This is a genomic window from Streptomyces sp. 1331.2 (assembly GCF_900199205.1).
Lineage (GTDB): Bacteria > Actinomycetota > Actinomycetes > Streptomycetales > Streptomycetaceae > Kitasatospora.
Genome location: NZ_OBMJ01000001.1, coordinates 3,957,622 through 3,978,942 on the forward strand (window position 1 = coordinate 3,957,622; position 21,321 = coordinate 3,978,942).

At 74.4% G+C, this 21,321-nt stretch carries 18 protein-coding genes; 11 read left to right on the forward strand and 7 right to left on the reverse strand.

The annotated features are described in order from the left end of the window. Positions 1-30: 30 nt before the first annotated feature. The 5 genes from CRP52_RS16875 to CRP52_RS16895 all read right to left on the reverse strand — a co-directional run bounded on the left by CRP52_RS16875 (position 31) and on the right by CRP52_RS16895 (position 8,657). A complete protein-coding gene (locus CRP52_RS16875; RefSeq protein ID WP_097237152.1) occupies positions 31-507 on the reverse strand; it encodes a phage holin family protein in 477 nt (158 codons plus the stop codon). Positions 508-808: 301 nt separating this feature from the next. After that, positions 809-2,230 (reverse strand): Na+/H+ antiporter NhaA, encoded by a 1,422-nt coding sequence (gene nhaA / locus CRP52_RS16880; protein ID WP_097237153.1) that lies wholly within the window; start codon positions 2,228-2,230, stop codon positions 809-811. A 380-nt stretch (positions 2,231-2,610) separates the two neighbouring features. Further along, positions 2,611-4,566 (reverse strand): acetate--CoA ligase, encoded by a 1,956-nt coding sequence (gene acs / locus CRP52_RS16885; protein ID WP_097237154.1) that lies wholly within the window; start codon positions 4,564-4,566, stop codon positions 2,611-2,613. A gap of 241 nt (positions 4,567-4,807) precedes the next feature. Then, a complete protein-coding gene (locus CRP52_RS16890; protein WP_097237155.1) occupies positions 4,808-7,219 on the reverse strand; it encodes a SulP family inorganic anion transporter in 2,412 nt (803 codons plus the stop codon). 430 nt (positions 7,220-7,649) lie between these two features. Beyond that, on the reverse strand, positions 7,650-8,657 hold the full coding sequence (locus CRP52_RS16895) for a nucleotide-binding protein (protein ID WP_097237156.1): 1,008 nt from the start codon (positions 8,655-8,657) through the stop codon (positions 7,650-7,652). 219 nt (positions 8,658-8,876) lie between these two features. Between CRP52_RS16895 and CRP52_RS16900 the strand changes: the two genes are divergently transcribed. Then, complete coding sequence (locus CRP52_RS16900) at positions 8,877-9,767, forward strand: oxidoreductase (protein ID WP_097237157.1); 891 nt, start codon at positions 8,877-8,879, stop codon at positions 9,765-9,767. 389 nt (positions 9,768-10,156) lie between these two features. Here the strand turns inward: CRP52_RS16900 and CRP52_RS16905 are convergent, their stop codons facing one another. Then, positions 10,157-10,954: an HAD family hydrolase gene (locus CRP52_RS16905; RefSeq protein WP_097240133.1), complete on the reverse strand. Its 798-nt coding sequence runs from the start codon at positions 10,952-10,954 to the stop codon at positions 10,157-10,159. Positions 10,955-11,790: 836 nt separating this feature from the next. Between CRP52_RS16905 and ssd the strand changes: the two genes are divergently transcribed. From ssd to CRP52_RS16940, 8 genes are all read left to right on the forward strand, one after another. After that, on the forward strand, positions 11,791-12,915 hold the full coding sequence (gene ssd, locus CRP52_RS16910; RefSeq protein ID WP_097237158.1) for a septum site-determining protein Ssd: 1,125 nt from the start codon (positions 11,791-11,793) through the stop codon (positions 12,913-12,915). Beyond that, on the forward strand, positions 12,915-14,252 hold the full coding sequence (locus tag CRP52_RS16915; RefSeq protein ID WP_097237159.1) for a TadA family conjugal transfer-associated ATPase: 1,338 nt from the start codon (positions 12,915-12,917) through the stop codon (positions 14,250-14,252). The genes ssd and CRP52_RS16915 overlap by 1 nt, the downstream gene beginning before the upstream one ends. Next, a complete protein-coding gene (locus CRP52_RS38305; protein ID WP_179852824.1) occupies positions 14,249-14,419 on the forward strand; it encodes a hypothetical protein in 171 nt (56 codons plus the stop codon). Before CRP52_RS16915 ends, CRP52_RS38305 begins: the two co-directional genes overlap by 4 nt. 40 nt (positions 14,420-14,459) lie before the next feature. Beyond that, entirely contained in the window at positions 14,460-15,566 is a 1,107-nt protein-coding gene (locus tag CRP52_RS16920; RefSeq protein ID WP_097240134.1) for a type II secretion system F family protein, read from the forward strand. A 26-nt stretch (positions 15,567-15,592) separates the two neighbouring features. Then, the gene (locus CRP52_RS16925) at positions 15,593-16,345 is read left to right on the forward strand and encodes a type II secretion system F family protein (protein WP_179852825.1); all 753 of its coding nucleotides are present in this window, start codon (positions 15,593-15,595) and stop codon (positions 16,343-16,345) included. A gap of 93 nt (positions 16,346-16,438) precedes the next feature. Further along, a complete protein-coding gene (locus CRP52_RS16930) occupies positions 16,439-16,711 on the forward strand; it encodes a DUF4244 domain-containing protein (protein WP_097237161.1) in 273 nt (90 codons plus the stop codon). Next, positions 16,701-17,141, forward strand: a complete 441-nt coding sequence (locus tag CRP52_RS16935; RefSeq protein ID WP_097237162.1) for a TadE family type IV pilus minor pilin — start codon at positions 16,701-16,703, stop codon at positions 17,139-17,141. The genes CRP52_RS16930 and CRP52_RS16935 overlap by 11 nt, the downstream gene beginning before the upstream one ends. Then, entirely contained in the window at positions 17,129-17,644 is a 516-nt protein-coding gene (locus tag CRP52_RS16940) for an Rv3654c family TadE-like protein (RefSeq protein ID WP_097237163.1), read from the forward strand. Before CRP52_RS16935 ends, CRP52_RS16940 begins: the two co-directional genes overlap by 13 nt. Here CRP52_RS16940 and CRP52_RS16945 read toward each other — a convergent pair. Next, on the reverse strand, positions 17,639-20,032 hold the full coding sequence (locus tag CRP52_RS16945; protein ID WP_097237164.1) for a DEAD/DEAH box helicase: 2,394 nt from the start codon (positions 20,030-20,032) through the stop codon (positions 17,639-17,641). The genes CRP52_RS16940 and CRP52_RS16945 overlap by 6 nt on opposite strands. A 221-nt stretch (positions 20,033-20,253) precedes the next feature. Here CRP52_RS16945 and bldG point away from each other — a divergent pair, with 221 nt between their 5' ends. Further along, positions 20,254-20,595: an anti-sigma factor antagonist BldG gene (gene bldG / locus CRP52_RS16950; protein WP_049659132.1), complete on the forward strand. Its 342-nt coding sequence runs from the start codon at positions 20,254-20,256 to the stop codon at positions 20,593-20,595. Positions 20,596-20,754: 159 nt separating this feature from the next. Beyond that, complete coding sequence (locus CRP52_RS16955; protein ID WP_097237165.1) at positions 20,755-21,174, forward strand: ATP-binding protein; 420 nt, start codon at positions 20,755-20,757, stop codon at positions 21,172-21,174. The last annotated feature ends 147 nt before the right edge of the window (positions 21,175-21,321 follow it).

Sequence of the window (21,321 nt, forward strand, 5' to 3'; positions counted from 1 at the left end):
GGCGCTCGCCCGGCCCGGGCCGCCGGCCGGTTACGGGATGCGGCCCAGGGCCCGGTCGATCTCCTCCTTGGTGGCCGGGCGGGGCCGGGCGTTCTTCAGCACGTCGGCGGTCTTCTGGGCGCCCTCGATGGTGCGGACGGGCTTCTCGATCTTCTTGAACGAGCGGAACGCCAGCAGCCCGAGCAGCACCGCGAGCACCAGGTAGGCACCGGCCACGATCAGGAAGGACCAGCCCAGCGACAGGCCCAGCGCGTGGATGCCGAAGGCCGCCGCGGCGCTCAGCATCGGGATGGAGAAGAGCGCCACCACACCGGCGACCGCCAGCGAGACACCGCCGGACACGCCGCGCTTGACGTCCGCCCGGATCTCGGCCTTGGCGAGCGCGATCTCGTCGTGGACCAGTGCGGACAGGTCGGCGGTGGCCGCCGCGAACAGCTGCCCCACCGAACGCTCGCCCTCGTAGGGCGCCCGGCCGTTGCTGGACGGGTCTGCGGCTCCTGCGGGCATCAGCGGTTCTCCTCTGCGGCTGTGCGGCGTGACGCCGCCGCGGTGTGCGGTTCCGGGGCCGGTGGGGGGTCCGGAGGCGTCAGTGGATTGTCGACAGCTCAGAATCATGCCCCTACCGGTCAGTCGGACACCACTCCGGGGCCCCGCCGGAGGGACGTGTCCCGGCCACGGACGGCCTCCGGAGGCTCTCGGAAGGGGGTCGGGGGTCGCCCGGGGCCGGGGAGCCCTCCTCGGGGTCCTGGCGCGCGGCCGTCTCCGGGCACGAAGCCGGCTCTTGGCGCGGGTCCGGCCGGAGGGGCCGTCAGCGTCCCGGCCCGGTACGGCCGCGGCCGCCGGGGCTCCCGGCGTCCCCGACCTCCCCGGCGGCCCCGTCGGGCAGCGGTCGCGCGGCGCCGGAGACCCGGGCCCGCCAGACCGGGTCGTCCTGCTGGTAGACGTCGGGGATCCCGTCCCCGTCCAGGTCCCGGTCCTCCTCCTCGCACAGCGCGCGGTAGTGCCGGTTGCGCAGCTTCAGCAGCACGGTGGCGATCGTCGCGCAGAGCAGTGAGCCGACCAGGACGGCGGTCTTGGCGCGTTCGGCGAGTGCCGGGTCGTCCGGGAAGGCCAGCTCGCTGATCAGCAGCGAGACGGTGAAGCCGATGCCCGCGAGCACCGAGACGGCCACCAGGTCGGCCCACTTGAGCCGAGGGTTCAGCTCGGCCCTGGTGAACCGGGCGGTCAGCCAGGTACCGCCGAATATGCCTACGGACTTGCCGACGAGCAGGCCGACCACGATGCCGATCGGGGTGGCCTGGGTGAACACCTCGCGCAGCGCGGGGCCGGAGACGGCCACCCCGGCCGAGAACAGCGCGAAGACCGGGACGGCCAGTCCGGCCGAGAGCGGACGGGCCAGGTGCTCGATGTGCTCGCCGGGGGAGTGCTGCTCGTCGCCCTCCCGGTGGCAGCGCAGCATCAGGCCCATCGCGACGCCGGCCACCGTGGCGTGGATGCCGCTCTCGTGCATCAGTGCCCAGGTCACCACGGCCAGCGGCACGAACAGGTACCAGCCGTGCACCCCGCGCCGGTGCAGGAACCAGAACAGCACCAGCCCGGCGAAGGCCAGCCCGAGCGCCCAGAACTTGATGCCGGAGCTGTAGAAGACCGCGATGATCAGGATCGCGATCAGGTCGTCGACGACGGCCAGGGTCAGCAGGAAGGCGCGCAGCGCGGAGGGCAGGTGGCTGCCGACCACGGCGAGCACGCCGAGTGCGAAGGCGATGTCGGTGGCGGTCGGGATCGCCCAGCCGCCGGGGTGCCCGCCGCTGCCGGAGTTCACCAGGGCGAACAGGATCGCGGGCAGCGCGACGCCGCAGACGGCGGCGACGACGGGCAGCAGAGCGGCGCTCGGTGTGCGCAGCTCGCCCGCCACGAACTCGCGCTTGAGCTCGATCCCGGCGACGAAGAAGAAGATCGTCAGCAGCCCGTCCTTGGCCCAGGAGGCGAGGGACAGGTCGAGGTGCAGCGGGGCGGAGGGGCCGACGGTGTAGTCGAGCATGCTCTGGTAGGCGTGCGGCCAGACGTTGGCCCAGATCAGCGCGATCACGGCGGCGGCCAGCAGCAGGACGCCGCCGACCGTCTCGGTGCGCAGGGCGTCGGTGATGAAGGTCCGCTCGGGCAGTGACAGCCGGCCGAGGAACTGCCGGCGGCGGGTCGTCGGCTCCTGGACGGGCGGCTGGTCGGTCACGAGGGACCTCCTCGGGGGGCTGGGAGCGGCAACGGATGCACGGGTGGTGCAGTTGCCGACCAGACTTCCCGGCGCGCCCTGTGACGCCCGGATTCCTGCGGGAGGATCTTGATGCGTCCTTTGCAGTCTACCGGGACGTTCAGATGGCAGCCGGATCGTCCTGTTAAAGGACTTAAGCCCTGTGGGCCGGTTCTGCACTCCGGAGGAGCAGCCGCCCGCCCCCGAACGGCCTGCCGCCCGCTTCTTCGCCCTCTTCGCCCCTGCGCGCCCGGTCCGCCCTCGCCGACCGCGCACGGCCCCGTCAACCGGTGCCGGAAAGCGCGACGGCCGTGCCCCGGACGGTGGTCACCGCCCGGGGCACGGCCGCCGGTTCAGCCTGCTCAGCCGTTGCTGGCGGTGGGCGGCAGCTGGGCCTGGATCTGGCTCATCACGGAGCTGTCGGCCAGGGTGGTGGTGTCCCCCACCTCGCGGCCCTCGGCGATGTCGCGCAGCAGTCGGCGCATGATCTTGCCGGAGCGGGTCTTCGGCAGCTCGCCGACCACCTTGATCTGCTTCGGCTTGGCGATCGGGCCGAGCGTGCGGCCGACGTGCGCCCGCAGCTCCTCGACCAGCTCGGGGCTCTCGGTGGCGCCGCCGCGCAGGATCACGAAGGCGACGATGGCCTGCCCGGTGGTGGCGTCGGTGGCGCCGACCACCGCGGACTCGGCCACGGACGGGTGGCCGACCAGGGCCGACTCGACCTCGGTGGTGGAGATGTTGTGGCCCGAGACGAGCATGACGTCGTCCACCCGGCCGAGCAGCCAGATGTCGCCGTCCTCGTCCTTCTTGGCGCCGTCACCGGCGAAGTAGCGGCCCGCAAAGCGCGACCAGTAGGTGTCGATGTAGCGCTGGTCGTCGCCCCAGATGGTGCGGAGCATGGACGGCCACGGCTCGGTGAGCACCAGGTAGCCGCCGGAGCCGTTCGGGACCTCGTTGGCCTCGTCGTCGACCACGGTGGCTGCGATGCCCGGCAGGGCGCGCTGGGCCGAGCCCGGCTTGGTCTCGGTGACGCCCGGCAGCGGGCTGATCATGATGGCGCCGGTCTCGGTCTGCCACCAGGTGTCCACGATCGGTGCCTTGCCGGCCCCGATGTGCTCGCGGTACCAGACCCATGCCTCCGGGTTGATCGGCTCGCCCACGCTGCCCAGCACCCGCAGCGAGGACAGGTCGAACTTCGCGGGGATGTCGTCGCCCCACTTCATGAAGGTGCGGATCGCGGTCGGCGCGGTGTAGAGGATGGTCACGCCGTACTTCTGGACGATCTCCCAGAACCGGCCCTGGTGCGGGGTGTCCGGGGTGCCCTCGTAGATGACCTGGGTGGCGCCGTTGGAGAGCGGGCCGTAGACGATGTACGAGTGGCCGGTGACCCAGCCGATGTCGGCGGTGCACCAGTAGACGTCGGTCTCCGGCTTGAGGTCGAAGACGGCGTGGTGGGTGTAGCTGGCCTGGGTGAGGTAGCCGCCCGAGGTGTGCAGGATGCCCTTGGGCTTACCGGTGGTGCCCGAGGTGTAGAGGATGAACAGCGGGTGCTCGGCCTCGTGCGCCTCGGGGGTGTGCTCGGTGGACTGGCGCGCGGTGATCTCGTGCCACCAGACGTCGCGGCCCTCGGTCCAGGCGATCTCCTGCTCGGTGCGGCGGATCACCAGGACGTGCTCGACGCCGTCGACCTTGGTGAGCGCCTCGTCGATGGCCGGCTTGAGCGCGGAGGCCTTGCCGCGGCGGTAGCCGCCGTCGGCGGTGATGACCAGCTTGGCCTGGGCGTCCTGGATGCGGGAGGCGACAGCGTCGGCGGAGAAGCCGCCGAAGACCACCGAGTGGGTGGCGCCGATCCGGGCACAGGCGAGGATCGCGACGACCGCCTCGGCGATCATCGGCAGGTAGACCGCCACCCGGTCGCCCTTGCGGACGCCGAGCTCCAGCAGCGCGTTGGCGGCCTGCGAGACCTCGTCCTTGAGCTGGGCGTAGGTGATCGAGCGGCTGTCGCCGGGCTCGCCCTCGAAGTGGATGGCGACGCGGTCGCCGAGGCCGGCCTCGACGTGGCGGTCGACGCAGTTGTACGCCACGTTGAGCTTGCCGTCGGCGAACCACTTGGCGAAGGGCGGGTTGGACCAGTCGAGCGTCTCGGTCGGCTCGACGGCCCAGCTGAGTCGGCGGGCCTGCTCGGCCCAGAAGCCCAGGCGGTCCTCGGAGGCCTGCGCGTACGCGGCCGCGGTGACGTTGGCGGCTGCGGCGAGCTCTGCCGGCGGGGCGAAGCGACGCTCCTCCCTCAGCAGGTTGGCCAGGCTCTCGTTGCTCAACGCGCACTCCTCATCGAGTCATGATCTCGGGTGGTCGCGTGCGTGGCGACCGTCCCGTGTGTCCCAGCGCACAAGCTCACCAGGCGAACGGGCCACTTGACAAGAGGCGCCGGAGAATTGGTGTAGACCTTTGACCGATGGTCGTACGGTTGCGTACGGTCCGCCGCGCGGAGGCGGAGGACCGTACGGGGGCAGGTGGGCCCGTGCCCCGGCCCGCCCGGCGGGGACACGGGCCCGGCTCTCACGCGGCCAGGAGCGGGTCCTCCTTGCCGTCGCCGGCCGGAACCCGGCCGTCCTTTCTCACCCGTTCGGCCGATACGCCGGTCCCAGCACCGACCGGTGCGCCGACCGCCGGGGCGGGCGATGCGCCGTCAGGTCGGGCCTCCACCGGGCTGAACGTCCCGGTGGCGCGGTCCAGGACGTAGGCCTGGGCGGTGGCGAAGTCGAAGTACATCCCGACCAGCCGCAGAGTGCCCTCCTCGACCCTGCGCTCCACCGCCGGGTTCGCCATCAGCTGGTCCAACTGCTGGAGCACGTTGGTGATGCAGAGCTGCTCCACCGGATCCACCGCCGGCCGGTCGGCGAACTCGGCGGGCACCCGCCGGAGCCGGTCCAGCGAGCCGCGGCCGTTGCGCAGCCAGCGGGCCAGCGGGGTGGGTGGCCCGGGGCGCTCGTGCACGCCGTCCAGCAGGGCCTTCATCGCGCCGCAGCCGGAGTGCCCGCACACCGTGATCGAGCGAACCTCCAGCACCTCGACCGCGTACTGCACGGCGGCGGCCACCGAGTCGTCGGCGGCGCCGGGTTCGAAGGGGGCCGGCACCAGGTTGCCCACGTTTCGGACGGTGAAGAGGTCGCCCGGACCGCTGCTGGTGATCATGCTGGTCACCATCCGCGAGTCCGCGCAGGTCAGGAAGAGCTGCGAGGGCGTCTGCCCCTCCCGTGCCAGCCGGGCGAGTTCGGGCCTGATCAGCGGCGCGGTGTGCAGCTGGAACCCGCGGACGCCGTCCAGCAGCCGGCCGTGCGGGTCCTCCTGCTGGTCGATGCAGTGGTGGCCGACCCAGGGCGTCCAGGCCCGGCAGCGGTGGGGGCCCGGCGAACTGCCCGCGCGCACCGTGCCGTCGGGGTCGAGCACCTCGTCGTCCTGGCGCCTGGTCACCATCGAGACCCGGCCGCCCGCGTCCTGGTGGCCCGCCCGCCAGGTGTGCAGCGTCTCGTACGCGGCGTGGTCCAGGAAGGAGCCGTCGTGGACCACGGTGACCCCGGCCCCCGCCGGGATGCCGGCCAGCGCCCGGCTGAGCCGGGGCACGGCGGTGAAGGTGAGCGGGCCGTGGGTCCGGACGGTGACCGACCCGTCCGTCCCGGCCTCGACGTCCACATGGGCGCGGGTCAGCCGGTAGAGCGCGAGCAGGACCGCGGTGCCGGCGCCGATCGCGACGCCCCAGAGCACCCCGGCGGCCACCACGGCGACCACGGTGGTCAGGTAGACCGGGAACTCCCGGTGCCGGTGCACGTTGCGGATGTGCGCGAAGCTCACCATCTGCAGCCCGACCACCATCACCAGCGCGGCGAGCGCGGCCAGCGGAATCCGGCGCAGGCCGCCGGTCAGCGCCAGCGCGGCGGCCAGCACCCAGACGCCGTGCAGCACCGAGGACCACCGGGTCTGCGCGCCGGCCTGCACGTTGGCGGTGCTGCGCACGGCGCCGCCGGCGATCGGCAGCCCGCCGACCAGGCCGCTCACCAGGTTGGCGAGGCCCTGGCCGCGCAGCTCGCGGTCGAGGTCGCCGGTGCGCCGCGACATCCGGTCGATCGCGACGGCGGACAGCAGCGATTCCACGCTGGCGACGGCGGTGACGGTGAGGACGGCGGCGATCACGCCGAGCACCGGGCCGTGCGGCAGGGCGGGCACGAACGCGTGCGGCTGCCAGGCGGGCAGTTCGATGTGGGCGAGCTGCAGGCCCAGGGTGAGCGCCAGGGCGGTGGCCAGGGCGACGGCGGCCAGCGGGCCCGGCACCTTGGCCAAGCGGGCGCCCAACTCGCCTGCCCGGCCGGGGAGTCGGCCGAGCCTGGGCCAGCCGAGCAGGACGGCCACGGTCACCGCGCCGATCAGCAGCGCGCTCGGGTGCGGACCGGCCAACTGCCCTGGCAGCGCCAGGAGGTTGGCGATCGCGGAGCTCTGCGGCGAACCGCCCAGCACGACGTGCAGCTGCGCGATGGCGATGGTGAGCCCGACCCCGGCCAGCATGCCGTGCACGATCGCGGGCGAGACGGCGAGCGCCGTCCGGGCCACCCGGCGCACCCCGAGCAGGAGTTGGAGCAGCCCGGCGGCGAGGGTGACGGCGCAGGTGGCCTGCCAGCCGTACTGGGCGATCAGCCCGGCGGTGATGACGGTCAGCGCCGCCGACGGGCCGCTGACCATGAGCGTGGTGCCGCCGGACAGTCCGACCACGATGCCGCCCACGGCCGCGGCGGCCAGGCCGGCGGTGAGCGGGGCGCCGGTGGCCAGCGCGATGCCGAGGGAGAACGGCACGGCGATCAGGAACACCACGAGCGAGGCGGAGAGGTCCTGCGCCCAGCGCGTCCGGGCGCCGGGGCCCGGTGGTGCGTGGTCGGTGGTGTCGGAGGCGATGGGTGCACTGGAGATGTCGAGGGTCATTGTCTTCCCGTCTGTCCGGGGGAACGAACGCAGTCAGGTCCGGCGGTGAGTCCGGGGTGGGGCTCCGGGCGGATCGGCTGTCGTGGGTCGCGACGGTGTGGCGGGATGGCGTGGCGCGGCGGGGGAGTGCGGGTGTCACCGGCCTGCGCTGACCATCAGGGGCGGACCCCAAGACTCGGTAAACCGAGGGTAATGAAAGCTTTGCACGGCGTGGTGGCGGGAGGGAAGCGGAAAACCCCCTGATTCACCCCAACGGGTGGTGTTCGAACCGGCGGGAATCTGCTGGTGGCGGTGGTGGAGGCGGTCGAACGGGCCGGTCGTCGCGAGCGGGCCGGGACACGACGAACGGGCCGCAGCCGCCCCGAAGTGTCGGGAGGCCGCGGCCCGTTCGGGCGCGGAGACGTAAGTGGAGGTGGGCGCGGGGCGGAGGTCAGGCGCGGGCGCCCGCCGGGGTCGGCCGCTCGCCGTCCGCCGCGAACTCGCCCAGCACGAAGTCCTCGTCCACCTGGGTCGCCAGGTCGATGCCGACCTTGGCGTTGGCCCAACTCTCGGCGTTGCGGCGGTGGAAGAGGACGGCCTGCTCGGTGTAGCGCCGCGCGTCCCGTCGCCCGTACGCCGCCCCGGCCTCGGCCCGCAGCTCCTCCAGTACCGCGCGGTTGGCCGGCTCCAGGGCCCTCAGCGGCGGCTCGGCGCCCTGCTCCAGCCGGCGCACCCAGTCCGACTGGCCGAAGGTGGTGAGCAGGTCGTCGCCGACTTCGCGGCGCAGGAAGGCCAGGTCGTCCGGGCCCTGCACCTTGTTGCCGATCACCCGCAGCTGCACGCCGAAGTCGCGGGCGTAGTCCCGGTACTGGCGGTAGACGGAGACGCCCTTGCGGGTCGGCTCGGCCACCAGGAAGGTCAGGTCGAAGCGGGTGAACAGGCCGGAGGCGAAGGAGTCCGAGCCCGCCGTCATGTCGGTGACCAGGTACTCGTCGGGGCCGTCCAGCAGGTGGTTGAGCAGCAGCTCCACCGCGCCGACCTTGGAGTGGTAGCAGGCCACCCCCAGGTCCTCCTCGGCGAACGCGCCGGTCGCCAGCAGCCGGACGGACCCCTCGTCCAGCGCGATCGGGCGGGCGCAGGCGGCGTAGACCGGGTTCTCCTCGACGATCCGCAGCAGCCGCGAACCCCGGCCCGGCGGCGTGGTCTTGATCATCTCCTCGGCCGAGCGGATCAGCGGGTTCGCGCCGCGCAGGTACTCCTTGATCTCCGGCAGGTGTTCGCCGAGCGAGGGCAGCTCGGCGGCCTGGGCGTCCGTCAGTCCGAGGGCGGGGCCGAGGTGTTGGTTGATGTCGGCGTCCACGGCGATGACCGGACGACCGACGGCGGCCAGGTGGCGGATGAACAGTGCGGACAGCGTGGTCTTCCCGCTGCCGCCCTTGCCGACGAAGGCGATCTTCATCTGGGGACTCCGGCTCTCGCTCAGGGCCCTGGCTCCGGGCCGCCTGCCCAGGGGCCGCGCGACGGGGCGGACCCTAGTTGGAAATAGTTATCGTCTCCGATAGTGGCCATGCTAGCCGCGGTTTGGGCTTCGCCGGGGGAGGGAAGTGAGGATTGCCTCTAACGGGTGATGCGGGGTTGCTGTTCCGGGAGGGGCAGCCCGTTCATTACTCTCGGGTAGGTGAGCACTGGAACAGATCCCCTCGCCCCGCTGGCCCAGCTCCCCGGGGTGCCCGACGCGGTCGCCGAGGTGCGCAAGGCCGTCGACCGGCTCTACGGCCACCGGGTGATGCGCCGCCGCGCGGCCGAGGTCACCTCCGAGTCCGCGCTGCGCGGCGCCCGCGCCTCCGCGGCCCTGGCCGGGGCCGACTGGCCGTTGGAGGAGGTCCGCCGCCGCACCGACTTCGGTGCGGACGCCGAGGCCCGCACCGTCGGCGCGGGCCTGCGGGTCGCCGCCGAGGCCGGCCAGCTGCTCAGCATCTGGCGGCACTCGCCGCTCCAGGTGCTGGCCCGGCTGCACCTGCTCGCGGTCGGCGACGGGGATCCGGCCGCCGGACGGCCGCGCCGGGCCGGGGAGGGCGCCGAGGAGCTGTTCCCCCTGGAGCTGGCGCCGGTGGAGAGCGTCGAGGTCGACGCCGTGGACGGGCCGCCGCCCTTGCTGCCGCCCGCCCCGGGGGCGGAGGAGGTCGCCGCCCGGCTCGACCAGCTCTCCCGGCTGCTGGTGGCGCGCGCGGAGGGCCAGGGCGTGGGCACGCCGGCTCTCGTGGTGGCATCGGTGGTGCACGGCGAACTGCTCGCGCTGCGGCCGTTCGGCGCGTACAACGGGGTGATCGCGCGGGCCGCCCAGCGGATCGTGCTGATCGCCGAGGGGCTCGACCCGAAGGCCATCTGCCCGGCCGAGGTCGGCCTGGCGGAGCTCGGCACCGACACCTACCGCCGGGCCCTCGCGGGCTACCTGGCGGGCACCCCCGAGGGGATGGCGGCCTGGATCGCGCACTGCGGCCGGGCGCTGCGGCTCGGCGTGCGGGAGAGCACGGCGGTCTGCGAGGCGATGCAGCGCGGCATGGCCTGAGCGAACGGGCCGAACATGCGGAAGGGCCCCGCGAAGGGGCCCTTCATGCAGAGATGCGGCGGCACCTGATACTGCCGGGTGCCGCCGCTGGTACGGATACCGGGTGACCATGCATGCACCGGAAGTGCCGATCAGACGGGGATCCTGCCCGTTCGTCTGGTCCGGCGGCCCGACAGCGGGTCGGCTGCATGTGGGTGCTCGGATATCTGTACGTGCGGTCCGTGGGGCCTGAACTGCGTTGTCGGTTTGACCTCTTCGGTCCTGACCGGGTCTCGCGGGCCGTGCTTCATTTGTATCGCGTTTCGGGCGAAAGGGGAACCCGAAACGAGAAGTCTGTGCCGTTTGCCCGTTTTGTCCAGAACGGGGCCGGTGCAGGGTGGGGCGGGGCCTCAGGCGGTGGGGCGCCGCCGGCGGGCGAGGTACCAGATCACCCCTGCGGTCGCGAGGGCCGTCCCCACCGCCACCGCGGTCAGCACCGAGCCGCTCGGAGCGGAGAACTCGGGCAGCCGCCGCCGGAGTTCCACCGGCTTGTCGAAGACCAGCACCGGCCACTCCCGGGCCTGCGCCTCCTTCCGCAGCGCGCGGTCGGGGTTGACCGCCGACGGGTGGCCGACCGCCTCCAGCAGCGGCAGGTCGGTGGAGGAGTCGCTGTAGGCGTAGGAGGCGGCCAGGTCGTAGCCCTCGACCTCGGCCAACTCCCGGATGGCGGCTGCCTTGTTCTCGGCGTAGGCGTAGTACTCGATCTCGCCGGTGTAGCAGCCGTCCTCGACCTTGAGCCGGGTGGCGATCACGTGGTCCGCACCGAGCAGCGCGCCGATCGGCTCGACCACCTCGGAGCCGGAGCTGCTGACGATCACCACGTCCCGGCCGGCCGCGTGGTGCTGCTCGATCAACGAGGCTGCCTCGTCGTAGATGATCGGGTCGATCAGGTTGTGCAGGGTCTCGGCGACGATCTCGCGGACCTGCTGGACGTTCCAGCCGCGGGTGAGCGAGGAGAGGTACTCGCGCATCTTCTCCATCTGGTCGTGGTCCGCGCCGCCGACCAGGAAGACGAACTGGGCGTACGCACTGCGCAGTACGGCCCGACGGTTGATCAGGCCGCCCTGGTAGAACGGGCGGCTGAAGGCCAGTGCGCTCGACTTCGCGATGATGGTCTTGTCGAGGTCGAAGAAGGCCGCCGTGCGCAACCCGCCCGACCGGGGGCGGACCTCCGCGCGGAGCTCTTCGGGCCCGGTGGTGTCGCCCGGGGACTCGTCGGCGTGGTCGTCGGCGTTCTCGGTGGTGTCCACGGGAACCGAGGATAGAGGGAGCCGGAAAACACCCCGCCATTCGGCGTACTCGCGGGCGTGCGGGTTTGTGTTTCTGGCCGCTCGGGTACACCATGGAAGTCACGGATCGTTCGCGACCGTGCTAACCCGGTCCGGCTCCTCCCCCCCCGAGTCGGGCTGTGGATAGACGACCCCCGCTCTCCCCCCCGGCGGGGGTCGTCGCACGTCCGGGGCCATTTTCAGGGCTTGAAGGCCCATCGCGGCGATCGGCGCGCGAGAACCGCCCGCGGTGTACAGGGGGTGTCGACCGCCCGGCCCGTCCACCCCCTTTCGTCACTCTGCGTTGCCGTTTGCTCAGGGTTGTCGCGGAGCGAACGGCTGGTTCCGATCGGCGGTGCGCGGCCGTTCCACCGGGGTGCGGGACGCGGCCGGAAGGCGGTCGGGCGCCCGTCGGGGGATCGGGCGTACGTGGCGCGGTGGGTCGCCGGTTCATCTCCGCGCCCCCCTTTCGTCAATTCTTTGCCGATTAGCCCCCCGCCCGGGTGAACGTTTTCGTCCACAACCCCCGAGTTATCCACAGGCAATCGGAACGTGGATGACGGAATCGGGATCTCCCCCCACCGTGATGGTCGGCGGCGGTCGCCGGGCATGACCTCATCCCCTTCTTCGGAGGTCTGCCGGGCGGCCGTCCGTCGGAACCGTCCGACGTGCGCCGCCGGCCGCCCTGGTGGCCGGCGGCGCGGAGGGGAGACACCATGTCGACACCGATCGCCGACCACGCCACCGCCGAGGGCGCCGGGGCCTGTGGGCCGCTCGTCGTCACCGAGGACGAGGGGCTGGCGGAGCACCTGCTGCGGCTCTGCGCGGCGGCGGGCACCGAGCCGAGGCTGGTCCGCGGCGCGCCGCCGACGCGGGAGCTCTGGGAGGCGGCCTCGCTGGTCCTGGTCGGGGACGACCGGGCCGCCCACTGCTCCGGCCTGGGCCGACGCGGCGGAGTGCTGCTGCTCGGGCTGGATCTGGACGACCCGGGCGTGTGGGTCAGGGCCGTCCAACTCGGCGCCGAACACGTGCTGTTCCTGCCCGACGCGGAGGCCTGGCTGCTCGACCGGATCGCCGACGCGGCCGAGGGCGACGGCCCCCCGGCGGTCACGGTCGCGGTGCTCGGCGGCCGGGGCGGGGCCGGGGCGTCGACGCTGGCCTGCGCCCTGGCGGTCACGGCCGCGCGGGCGGGCCGGCGGACCATGCTCATCGACGGCGATCCGCTGGGCGGCGGCCTCGATGTCCTGCTCGGCGGGGAGACGGCTCGGGGGCTGCGCTGGCCCGATCTGGCCGGCTCGCGCGGGCGGGTGAGCGGGGCGGAGCTGGCCAGGGCGCTGCCGGCGCTCGGAAGGCTCTCCGCGCTGTCCTGCCTCTCCTGGGACCGCGGCGACACCCTGACGGTGCCGCCGGAGGCCATGCGCAGCGTGCTGGCTGCCTCCAGGCGTCGTGGCGGGCTGGTGGTGGTCGACGTGCCCCGCCACCTGGACGCGGCTGCCGGGCAGGCGCTGGAGCAGTCCGACCTGGCGCTGCTGGTGGTGCCCGCCGAGCTGCGCGCGGTGGCCGCCGCGGACCGGGTCGCGGCAGCAGCCCGGATGAGGCTCGGGGACGTCCGGGCCGTGGTGCGGTCGGTGCGGACCGGCGGGCTCCCGGCCCATCGGATCGCCCGGGGGCTGCGGCTGCCGCTGGTGGGGGAGCTGGAACCGGAACCGGGCCTGGCCCAGGACGTCGAGAAGGGCGTCCCGCCCGGGCTCCGGGAGAGCGGCCCGCTCGCGCGCTTCAGCGCGACCTTCCTGAACGAGGTGCTGCCGCCGGTGCCGGCGGTCGGAGGAGGTGTGTACTGATGGTCCGTCTGCGCAGAACAGTCCTTCGGAGCGGCGAGCCCGGTGCGGGCGGCGGTGCGCGGGAGCACCGGCTGCTCAGGAGCGTGCCGCCGCCGGGAGGCCCGCCGGAGGCCGGGCACGGGCCCTGCCCGTACGGCCGGACGGCCCGCGAACAGCGGTCGGCGGCCCTGGTGGACGCGGTGCGGTTGCGGCTGGCCGAGTCGGGGGCGGCCCCGACGGCGGGCTCGGTCGCGGCGGCGCTGCGGGCCAACCGCCCGCCGCTCGGCGGGGACGAGGTCCTGGACACCGTGCGCTCGTTGCGCGCCGAACTGGTGGGTGCGGGCCCGCTGGACCGGCTGCTAGCGGCGCCCGACGTCACGGACGTCCTGGTGAACGGTCCGGAGGAGGTGTGGGTCGACCGTGGCGGCGGCCTGCACCGGGCCGCCGGAGTCCGGTTCGCCGACGCCGAGGAGGTGCGGCGGCTGGCCCACCGGCTGGCCACCGCGGCCGGGCGACGGTTGGACGACGCCCGCCCCTGGGTGGACGCCCGACTGCCCGACGGCACCCGGCTGCACGCCGTGCTGCCGCCGATCGCGGCGGGTTGCACGCACATCTCGCTGCGGGTCTGGCGGCCCAAGCCGTTCACGCTCGACGAGTTGGTGGCGGGCGGGGCGCTGCCGCCGGAGGGCGCCGAGCTGCTGGCCGGCATCGTGCGGGCGCGGCTGTCGCTGCTGGTCTCCGGCGGGACGGGCTCGGGCAAGACCACCTTGCTCGCGGCGCTGCTCGGCCTGGTCGGGTCGGACGAACGGATCGTGGTCGCCGAGGACTCCGCGGAGCTGCGGCCGGCCCATCCACACGTGGTGCGGCTGCAGAGCCGCCCGCCCAACCAAGAGGGCCTGGGCGAGTTCACCCTTCGGGACCTCGTCCGCCAGGCGCTGCGGATGCGCCCGGACCGGCTGGTGATCGGGGAGGTCCGCGGGGCCGAAGTGTCGGACCTGCTGGCGGCGTTGAACACCGGGCACGAGGGCGGCTGCGGCACCGTCCACGCCAACACTGCGGCGGACGTGCCGGTCCGGCTGGAGGCCCTGGGGTCGCTCGCGGGGCTCGACCGGCCGGCCCTGCACAGCCAACTGCGGGCCGCGCTCGACGTGGTGGTGCACCTGGTCCGGGATCCGGGCTCGGGGCGGCGCCGGGTGGCGGAGATCCACACGCTGGCCGGGGACCGCGACGGGCTGGCGGTTACCACGCCCTCGGTGGCCTTCCCGCCGAAGGGCGGCCTGGTGCGCGGGGCGGGCTGGGCGCGGCTGGTCGGGCTGTTGGCGGCACGTGGTGTGGCGCTCGGGGCGGGGGCGTCGTGACGACGGTGACGACGGTGACGACGGTGGCCGCGATGGCGGCGGTGGCTGCGGCCGGGCCGGTGGGACCGGGGGTGCGGGCGGTGGAGCTCGCCTTCGTCCTGCTGCTCTGCGGCTGTGCCACGGGCGCCGTGGCGCTGCTCGGCACCTGGCGGCGGAAGGGCCGATGACGGATGGCAACGACGGATGGTGACGGAGGTCGATGGCGTGATGCAGGATCAGATCGCGTTCTGTTGGGCCCTGGCGCTCTGCCTGGCGGCCGTCGCCGGGTGGCGTGCGGTGCAGGAGCGGCTGCCGGGAGGATGGCGCTCCAGACTGGTGCTCGCGGGCGGTGGGCCGCCGCTGCGGGGGCCCGGCCCCGAGCCGGAGCCGGAGTCGGTGAGGTGGGGCCGGCGGCGGGGCCGGCTGCCGGAGGCCTTGGTGCCCGAACTGCTACTCCTGCCGGTGGGGTTGGTGGCCGGGCAGGCCACCACCTCGCCGGTGCCGGTACTGGCGGCGGCGCTGGCCGTCCCGCCGCTGCGCAGGTGGCGGCTGCGGCGGCGCAGGGCCGCGGAGGCCGGGCGGCGGGCTGCCGCTGTCGTGGAGCTCTGCGCCGGGCTGGCCGGGGAGTTGCGCAGCGGGGCGACGCCGGAGCAGGCGCTGCACCTGGTCACGGCGAGGCTGGCCGCCGACCGGGACGGGCTGCGCAGGCTCGGTGAGGAGCCGGTGGCACGGCTCGCGGCGGGCCGCTACGGCGGGGACGTGTCGGCCGCGTTCCACCTGCTGGCCGAACTGCCGGGCGGGAGCGGGGCGGCAGCCATCGCGGCCTGCTGGCGGGTCGCCGCCGACAGCGGGGCGGGGCTCGCCGCCGCGCTGGACCGGGTCGCCGAGGCGCTGCGCGGGGAGCGGGCCTTGGCGGAGGAGATCGCCGGCGAGCTGGCCGGGCCGCGGGCGACGATCGCCGTCCTCGCCGCGCTGCCGGCCGCCGGGCTGCTCCTCGGCGCCGCGCTCGGGGCCCGCCCGCTGGACGTCCTGCTGCACACGCCCGTCGGGCTGGGCTGCCTCGCGGCTGGGGCTGCCCTGGAGGGGCTGGGAGTGCTCTGGACGGCGCGCATCGTGCGGTCGGCCGCCCGGGGCGCGCTGGAGGATCCTCGGGCCCGTCTTCAAGCCCCCACCGGCGGGGCGGCGTCGGGGCATGCGCGGCGCCGCGTTGTCCCCGCGCGCCGTCGGGCGCGCGACGGCACGGTGGCCCCGCTGCGGGCCGAGGAGGCGGGATGTGGGCTCTCGCGGGTGCGGCTGCGGGCCAGGGTGCTCGCGGCGAGGGCGGTGGCACGGTGATGCGGGGGCTCCTCGGGGTGGCGGCCGTGGTTCCGGTCCTGGCGGCCGTGGCGGTGCGGGTGTCGGAGCTGGCGCGCGGCCGGGCGAGGCGACGGCGGGCGTTCGCCGGGGCCCGTGGGCGAGCGGAGCAGCAGAAGCGGGCGGGGCCTGTGTCGGCGGGCGTCGGCCGTCGGCGGCAGGCGGCCCTGGCCGCCGGCGCCGGGCTCGCGACGGCCCTGCTGGTCGGTGGCGGCACCGGGTTGGTCGTCGGGGCGCTGGTGGCTGTGGGGGCCCATCGCCGGCTGGCGAGGGCGCAGACACCACAGGACCGTCGGGCGGCCCGGGAGGAGGAGCTGCTCGTCAGGCAACTCCCGCTGAGTGCCGAGCTGTTGGCGGCTTGCCTCGGGTCCGCGGCGCTGCCCTCCGAGGCGGTGTCGGAGGTGGGCCGCAGTGTGGACGCGCCGATGGGGCCCCGGCTGGTGGCGATCGGGGCCGAACTGGCGCTCGGCGCACCGCCGGAGCTCTGCTGGACCCGGCTGGGCGAGCGACATCCGGCGCTCGCACCACTGGGGCGCTGCCTGATTCGGACGAGCGTCGGCGGAGCCCCCGCCGCCGGGCTGCTGATCGGGCTGGCCCAGGAGCAGCGCGCGGCGGCCGCCCGCGCGGCCCACGCCAGGGTCCGCAGAGCCGCCGTACTCGCCACCGCGCCGCTGGGGCTCTGCTTCCTCCCGGCCTTCGTACTGATCGGCGTGGTGCCGGTCGTGGTCGGCCTCACCAGCGGCTTCGCGCGGGCGATGTGACCGGGCGCCGAGGCGCCGGGATGCAAGACACGGACATCGAGACACGGACATCGAGACACGGACGTCGAGACGATCGAGAGACAGGAGAGATCCATGACCGCAGTGATCGCGATCAGGCCCGGTGCCGGGCGCCCGCTCCGGCGGCTGCTGGGGGCGTGGCGGCGGAGGAGCCGCTGGGCGGCCCTCCGGTTGAGCGGGCTGGCCCGGGGCCGGGGCCGGTCGGACGCCGGGATGACCACGGCCGAGTACGCCATCGGGACCTTGGGCGCGTGCGCCCTCGCGGCCGTGCTCTACAAGGTGGTGACCAGCGACGCCATCACGGGAGCGCTGACCGAGACGCTCCAACGGGCACTCCATGCCGGGTGATCGGGCGGTGCGTGGGGTCGGCCGGTCGTCGCCGTGGCGGCCTGGCCGGCGGGGCGACGGGGGCTTCGTCACCGCGGAGACGGCGGTGGTCCTGCCGGCACTCGTGCTGCTCGCGGGGATGCTGATCTGGGGCGTGCTCGCGGCGGCCGCGCAGATCCGCTGCGTGGACGCGGCCCGGATCGGGGCCAGGGCCGCCGCCCGCGGGGAGGCGGACGCCGCCGAACTCGCCCGCGCGGCGGCCCCGGCGGGCGCCCGGGTCCGGGTGGTGCCGGCGGCCGACACCGTGCGGGTGGACGTGGACGCGCCCTGCGCGGGGCCGGGAAGGGTCGGCCGGCTGTTGACGGTGCGGGTCGGCGCAGGGGCCGTGGCGGCCCGGGAGGACGTGCTGGTGGGAGTCACGGAAGGAGGCGGTGGCGGATGGCCGACCTGACCGGGCCGAGGACGGCCGCGCAGTGGGTGGCCCGGGCCTGTGCGGTCCGTACGGCCCGTGCGCGGGCGGCCGCGGCGGGCGGTCGGGGGCCGGACACCGGCTCGGCGACGGTCTGGCTGCTCGCCCTGGCGGTGCTGGGCACGGCGGTGTTCGCCGGGACGATCGCGGTCGGCTCGGTGGTCGCGGCCCGGCACCGGGCCGAGTCGGCGGCCGACCTCGCGGCGCTGGCCGCGGCGGACCGGCTGCTGCTGGACGAGGACGGCGGCTGCGCCCGGGCTGCCGGGATCGCCGCCGCCCAGGGCGCGAGCCTGGTGTCCTGCGCGGTGGACCAGTCGGCGGACGCCGTCGAAGTGGTGGCCGAGGTGAGGGTCGGCGGGCTCCCGGCGCGGCTGTCGGTCGGCCCGGCGCGGGCGAGGGCCCGGGCCGGACCGGTCCGGGCTCCGGTCACCGCCGCCGAGGACGGCCTCGGCGGGGCTCCGAGCAGTGCGGCGGCGGCCTCATGAATCGCGTGGCACGTCGCCGGTCTGCGCTCCGCCGGCCGGGGGCTCGGCCGCCCCGGCCTCCTCCACCGAGGCGCCGGGCGCCCCGGCCAGCAGGACGTCGAGGATCCGGACGGCGGCCGCCTTGTCCAGCGGGTCGTTTCCGTTGCCGCACTTGGGCGATTGGACGCAGGACGGGCAGCCGCGCTCGCACTCGCAGGAGGCGATCGCTGAGCGGGTGGCCGTCAGCCACTCGACCGCCCGCTGGAAGCCGCGTTCGGCGAAGCCGGCCCCGCCCGGGTGGCCGTCGTAGACGAACACGGTCGGCAGCCCGGTGTCCGGGTGCAGCGGGACGGAGACACCGCCGATGTCCCACCGGTCGCAGGTGGCGAACAGCGGCAGCAGGCCGATCGAGGCGTGCTCGGCGGCGTGTGCGGCGCCGGGGAGCTGGTCGAGCGGGATGTCCGCGTCGAACAGTTGGTCCTCGGTGACGGTCCACCAGACCGCACGGGTGCGCAGCGTCCGGGGCGGCAGGTCCAGCTTGGTCTCGCCCATGATCTCCCCGGTGGAGATCCGCTTCCGGAGGTAGCCGACCACCTGGTTGACCACCTCCACCGAACCGAAGCTGAGCCGGCCCTCGCCCCATTCCACGGTGGTGTCGGTGCCGAGGACGGAGACGGAGGTGATGTCGCGGGCGGCCGTGGTGTACGGCGGGTCGGCCGGTTGCACCAGGGCGACGGAGTTCTCCAGGTCGAGCTCCCGGACCAGGTAGGTGCGGCCCTGGTGGAGGTGGACGGCCCCGGTGTGGACAGCGGTGTGCGAGGCGGCGGCGTCCACCGTGCCGAGCAGTCGACCGGTGTCGGCCTCGACGATCTGCACCGGGCTGCCGCCGCTGCCGCGCAGGTCCACAGCGTCGGCCGCGCGCTCCCGGCGGGTCCAGTACCAGGATCCGTCGCTGCGCCGGCGCAGCAGGCCGCGCCGTTCCAGGACGGGCAGCAGCGGTGCGGTGGAGGGCCCGAACAGGTCCAGGTCGGCGTCGGTGAGCGGGAGTTCGGCGGCGGCCGCGCACAGGTGCGGGGCGAGCACGTGCGGGTTGTCGGGGTCGAGCACGGTGGCCTCGACGGGCGCCGCGAACAGCGCTTCCGGGTGGTGCACCAGGTAGGTGTCCAGCGGGTCGTCCCGGGCGATCAGGACGGCCAGCGCGCCCTGGGCCTCGCGGCCCGCCCGGCCCGCCTGTTGCCAGAGCGAGGCCCGGGTGCCGGGGTAGCCGGCCATCAGGACGGCGTCGAGGCCGGAGATGTCGACGCCGAGTTCGAGAGCGGAGGTGGAGGCGAGGCCGAGCAGTCGGCCGGTGTGCAGGGCGCGTTCCAGGGCCCGGCGTTCGTCGGCCAGGTAGCCGCCGCGGTAGGCGGCCACCCGGTCGGCGAGCGGCCGGGGGAGCTGGTCCTGGGTCTGCAGGGCGACGAGTTCGGCTGCCCGCCGGGAGCGGACGAACACCACGGTGCGGGTTTCCCGCTCGACGAGGTCGGTGAGCAGGTGGGCCGCCTCGGCGGTGGCGGTGCGGCGGACGGGTGCGCCGTGCTCGCCGACGTTCTCGGTCAGCGGGGGCTCCCAGAGGCCGAAGACCATCGGCCCGCGCGGCGAGGCGTCCTCGGTGACGGCCACGGCGGGCAGGCCGGTGAGACGCCGGGCGGTGGCGGCCGGGTCGGCGGTGGTGGCGGAGGCCAGCAGGAAGGCGGGTGACGAACCGTAACGGGCGCAAATGCGGCGCAGTCGGCGCAGCACCTGGGCGACGTGCGAGCCGAACACGCCCCGGTAGCTGTGGCACTCGTCGACGACCACGTAGCGCAGTGCCTTGAGGAAGGAGGCCCAGCGGGCATGGCCGGGCAGGATGCCCCGGTGCAGCATGTCCGGGTTGGTGAGCACGTAGGAGGCGTACTGGCGGACCCACTCGCGCTCCTCGGGCGGGGTGTCGCCGTCGTACAGGGCGGCCCGGACCCTCGGCGGGGCGAGTTCGGCGGCCCGGCGGCGCTGGTCGGCGGCGAGCGCCTTGGTCGGTGCCAGGTAGAGCGCGGTGGCTCCGCGGCCGTTGCGGGCCTCGGTGCCGTCCAGCAGGTCGCTGAGCACCGGGGCCAGGTAACCCAGCGACTTGCCCGAGGCGGTGCCTGTGGCGATCACCACAGTCTGACCGCTTTTGGCCAGGTTCATCGCTTCCGCCTGGTGCGCCCAGGGCTGCTCCACCCCGACGGCGAGCGCCGAGGCCACGATCTCCGGGCGGATCGACTCGGGCCACGGCGCATAACGCGCAGGTCGGGCGGGAAGGTGCTCCGTATGGGTGAGCCGGTCGGACCGCCCCCGGCCGGTGGCCAGGGTCGTGAGCAGTGCCTCGGGCGGGCTGTGTCGGGGCGGCATGAGGACCCAGTGTGTCACCGGCGTGACGGAGAATCGTCGTAAGCCATCGTGCGGGCATGGTCGCAGGTGGTTGAATGTGGCCGTGACGGCCGTACGGCCGTGGGTCGCAGCGCTGAGGCTCGCCACGCGTGGCTGGGCGCGCCCGGGCTCGCGACCATGCGGTGGCGGCCGTCCGGCCGAGGATCGCACATGACGTAGCAAGGCAAGGTGCTGGAGGTTCCGTGGACCTGTCCCTGTCGACCCGTTCAGTCGGCGATCGCACGGTCGTCGAGGTTGGCGGCGAGATCGATGTGTACACCGCCCCGAAGCTGCGGGAGCAGCTGGTCGAGCTCGTCAACGACGGCAAGTACCACCTCGTCGTCGACATGGAAGGCGTCGACTTCCTCGACTCGACCGGCCTGGGTGTGCTGGTGGGCGGTCTGAAGCGGGTGCGCGCCCACGAGGGCTCGCTGCGCCTCGTCTGCAACCAGGAGCGCATCCTGAAGATCTTCCGCATCACCGGACTGACCAAGGTCTTCCCGATCCACACCTCGGTGGACGACGCGGTCAACGCGACCGACTGACGCGGCCGGGCCGGCCCTCGTGGCCGGCCCGCCCGTTCTTCGCGTCCGGGCCGGCCGGGCCCGCGCGGCCCGGTGGGTCCCGGCCGCCTCTGGGCCGGTCCCGTCCGGCCCGCATGGGCCGAACCTCCGGCCCCGGTCGGAGCACCCCGAGGGGGAGAGATGGCAACCGTCGAACTTCGATTCAGCGCGCTTCCCGAGCACGTGCGGACGGCCCGGTTGGTCGCCGCGGCCGTCGCCAGACGGGCCGGGGTCGACGAGTCGGTGCTCGACGAGGTACGGCTCGCGGTCGGTGAGGCGTGCTCCCGAGCGGTCGGCCTGCACCAGCGTGGCGGCATCGGCGGCACGGTGAGGGTCGCGCTGACCGACCAGGAGAAGCGTTTCTTCATCGAGGTCGAGGACGAGGCCGGCCCCGCCACCGTCCCGTCCTCCGGGGCCGCCGAGGGCGGCGACCCGGACGAGGACACCCTGGGCCTCGCCGTGATCACTGGTCTGGTCGAGGACCTGGAGGTCACCAACGGCACGGACGGTGGCGTGATCCGGATGAGCTGGCCGGTTTCGGTCGCCTCCGTGGCGGTCTGAGCGTTCGCTTCCACGCGCGGCCCGGTTCTCCGGGGGTTCCGGGGACCGGGTTTCGGCGGCCCACGGCGTCCAGCCCTTGGGCGCGCGTTGACACCAGGCGGACCCCGGCGGTTCCCTGCTTCCGGCACGACCGGGTCCGATCGCTGA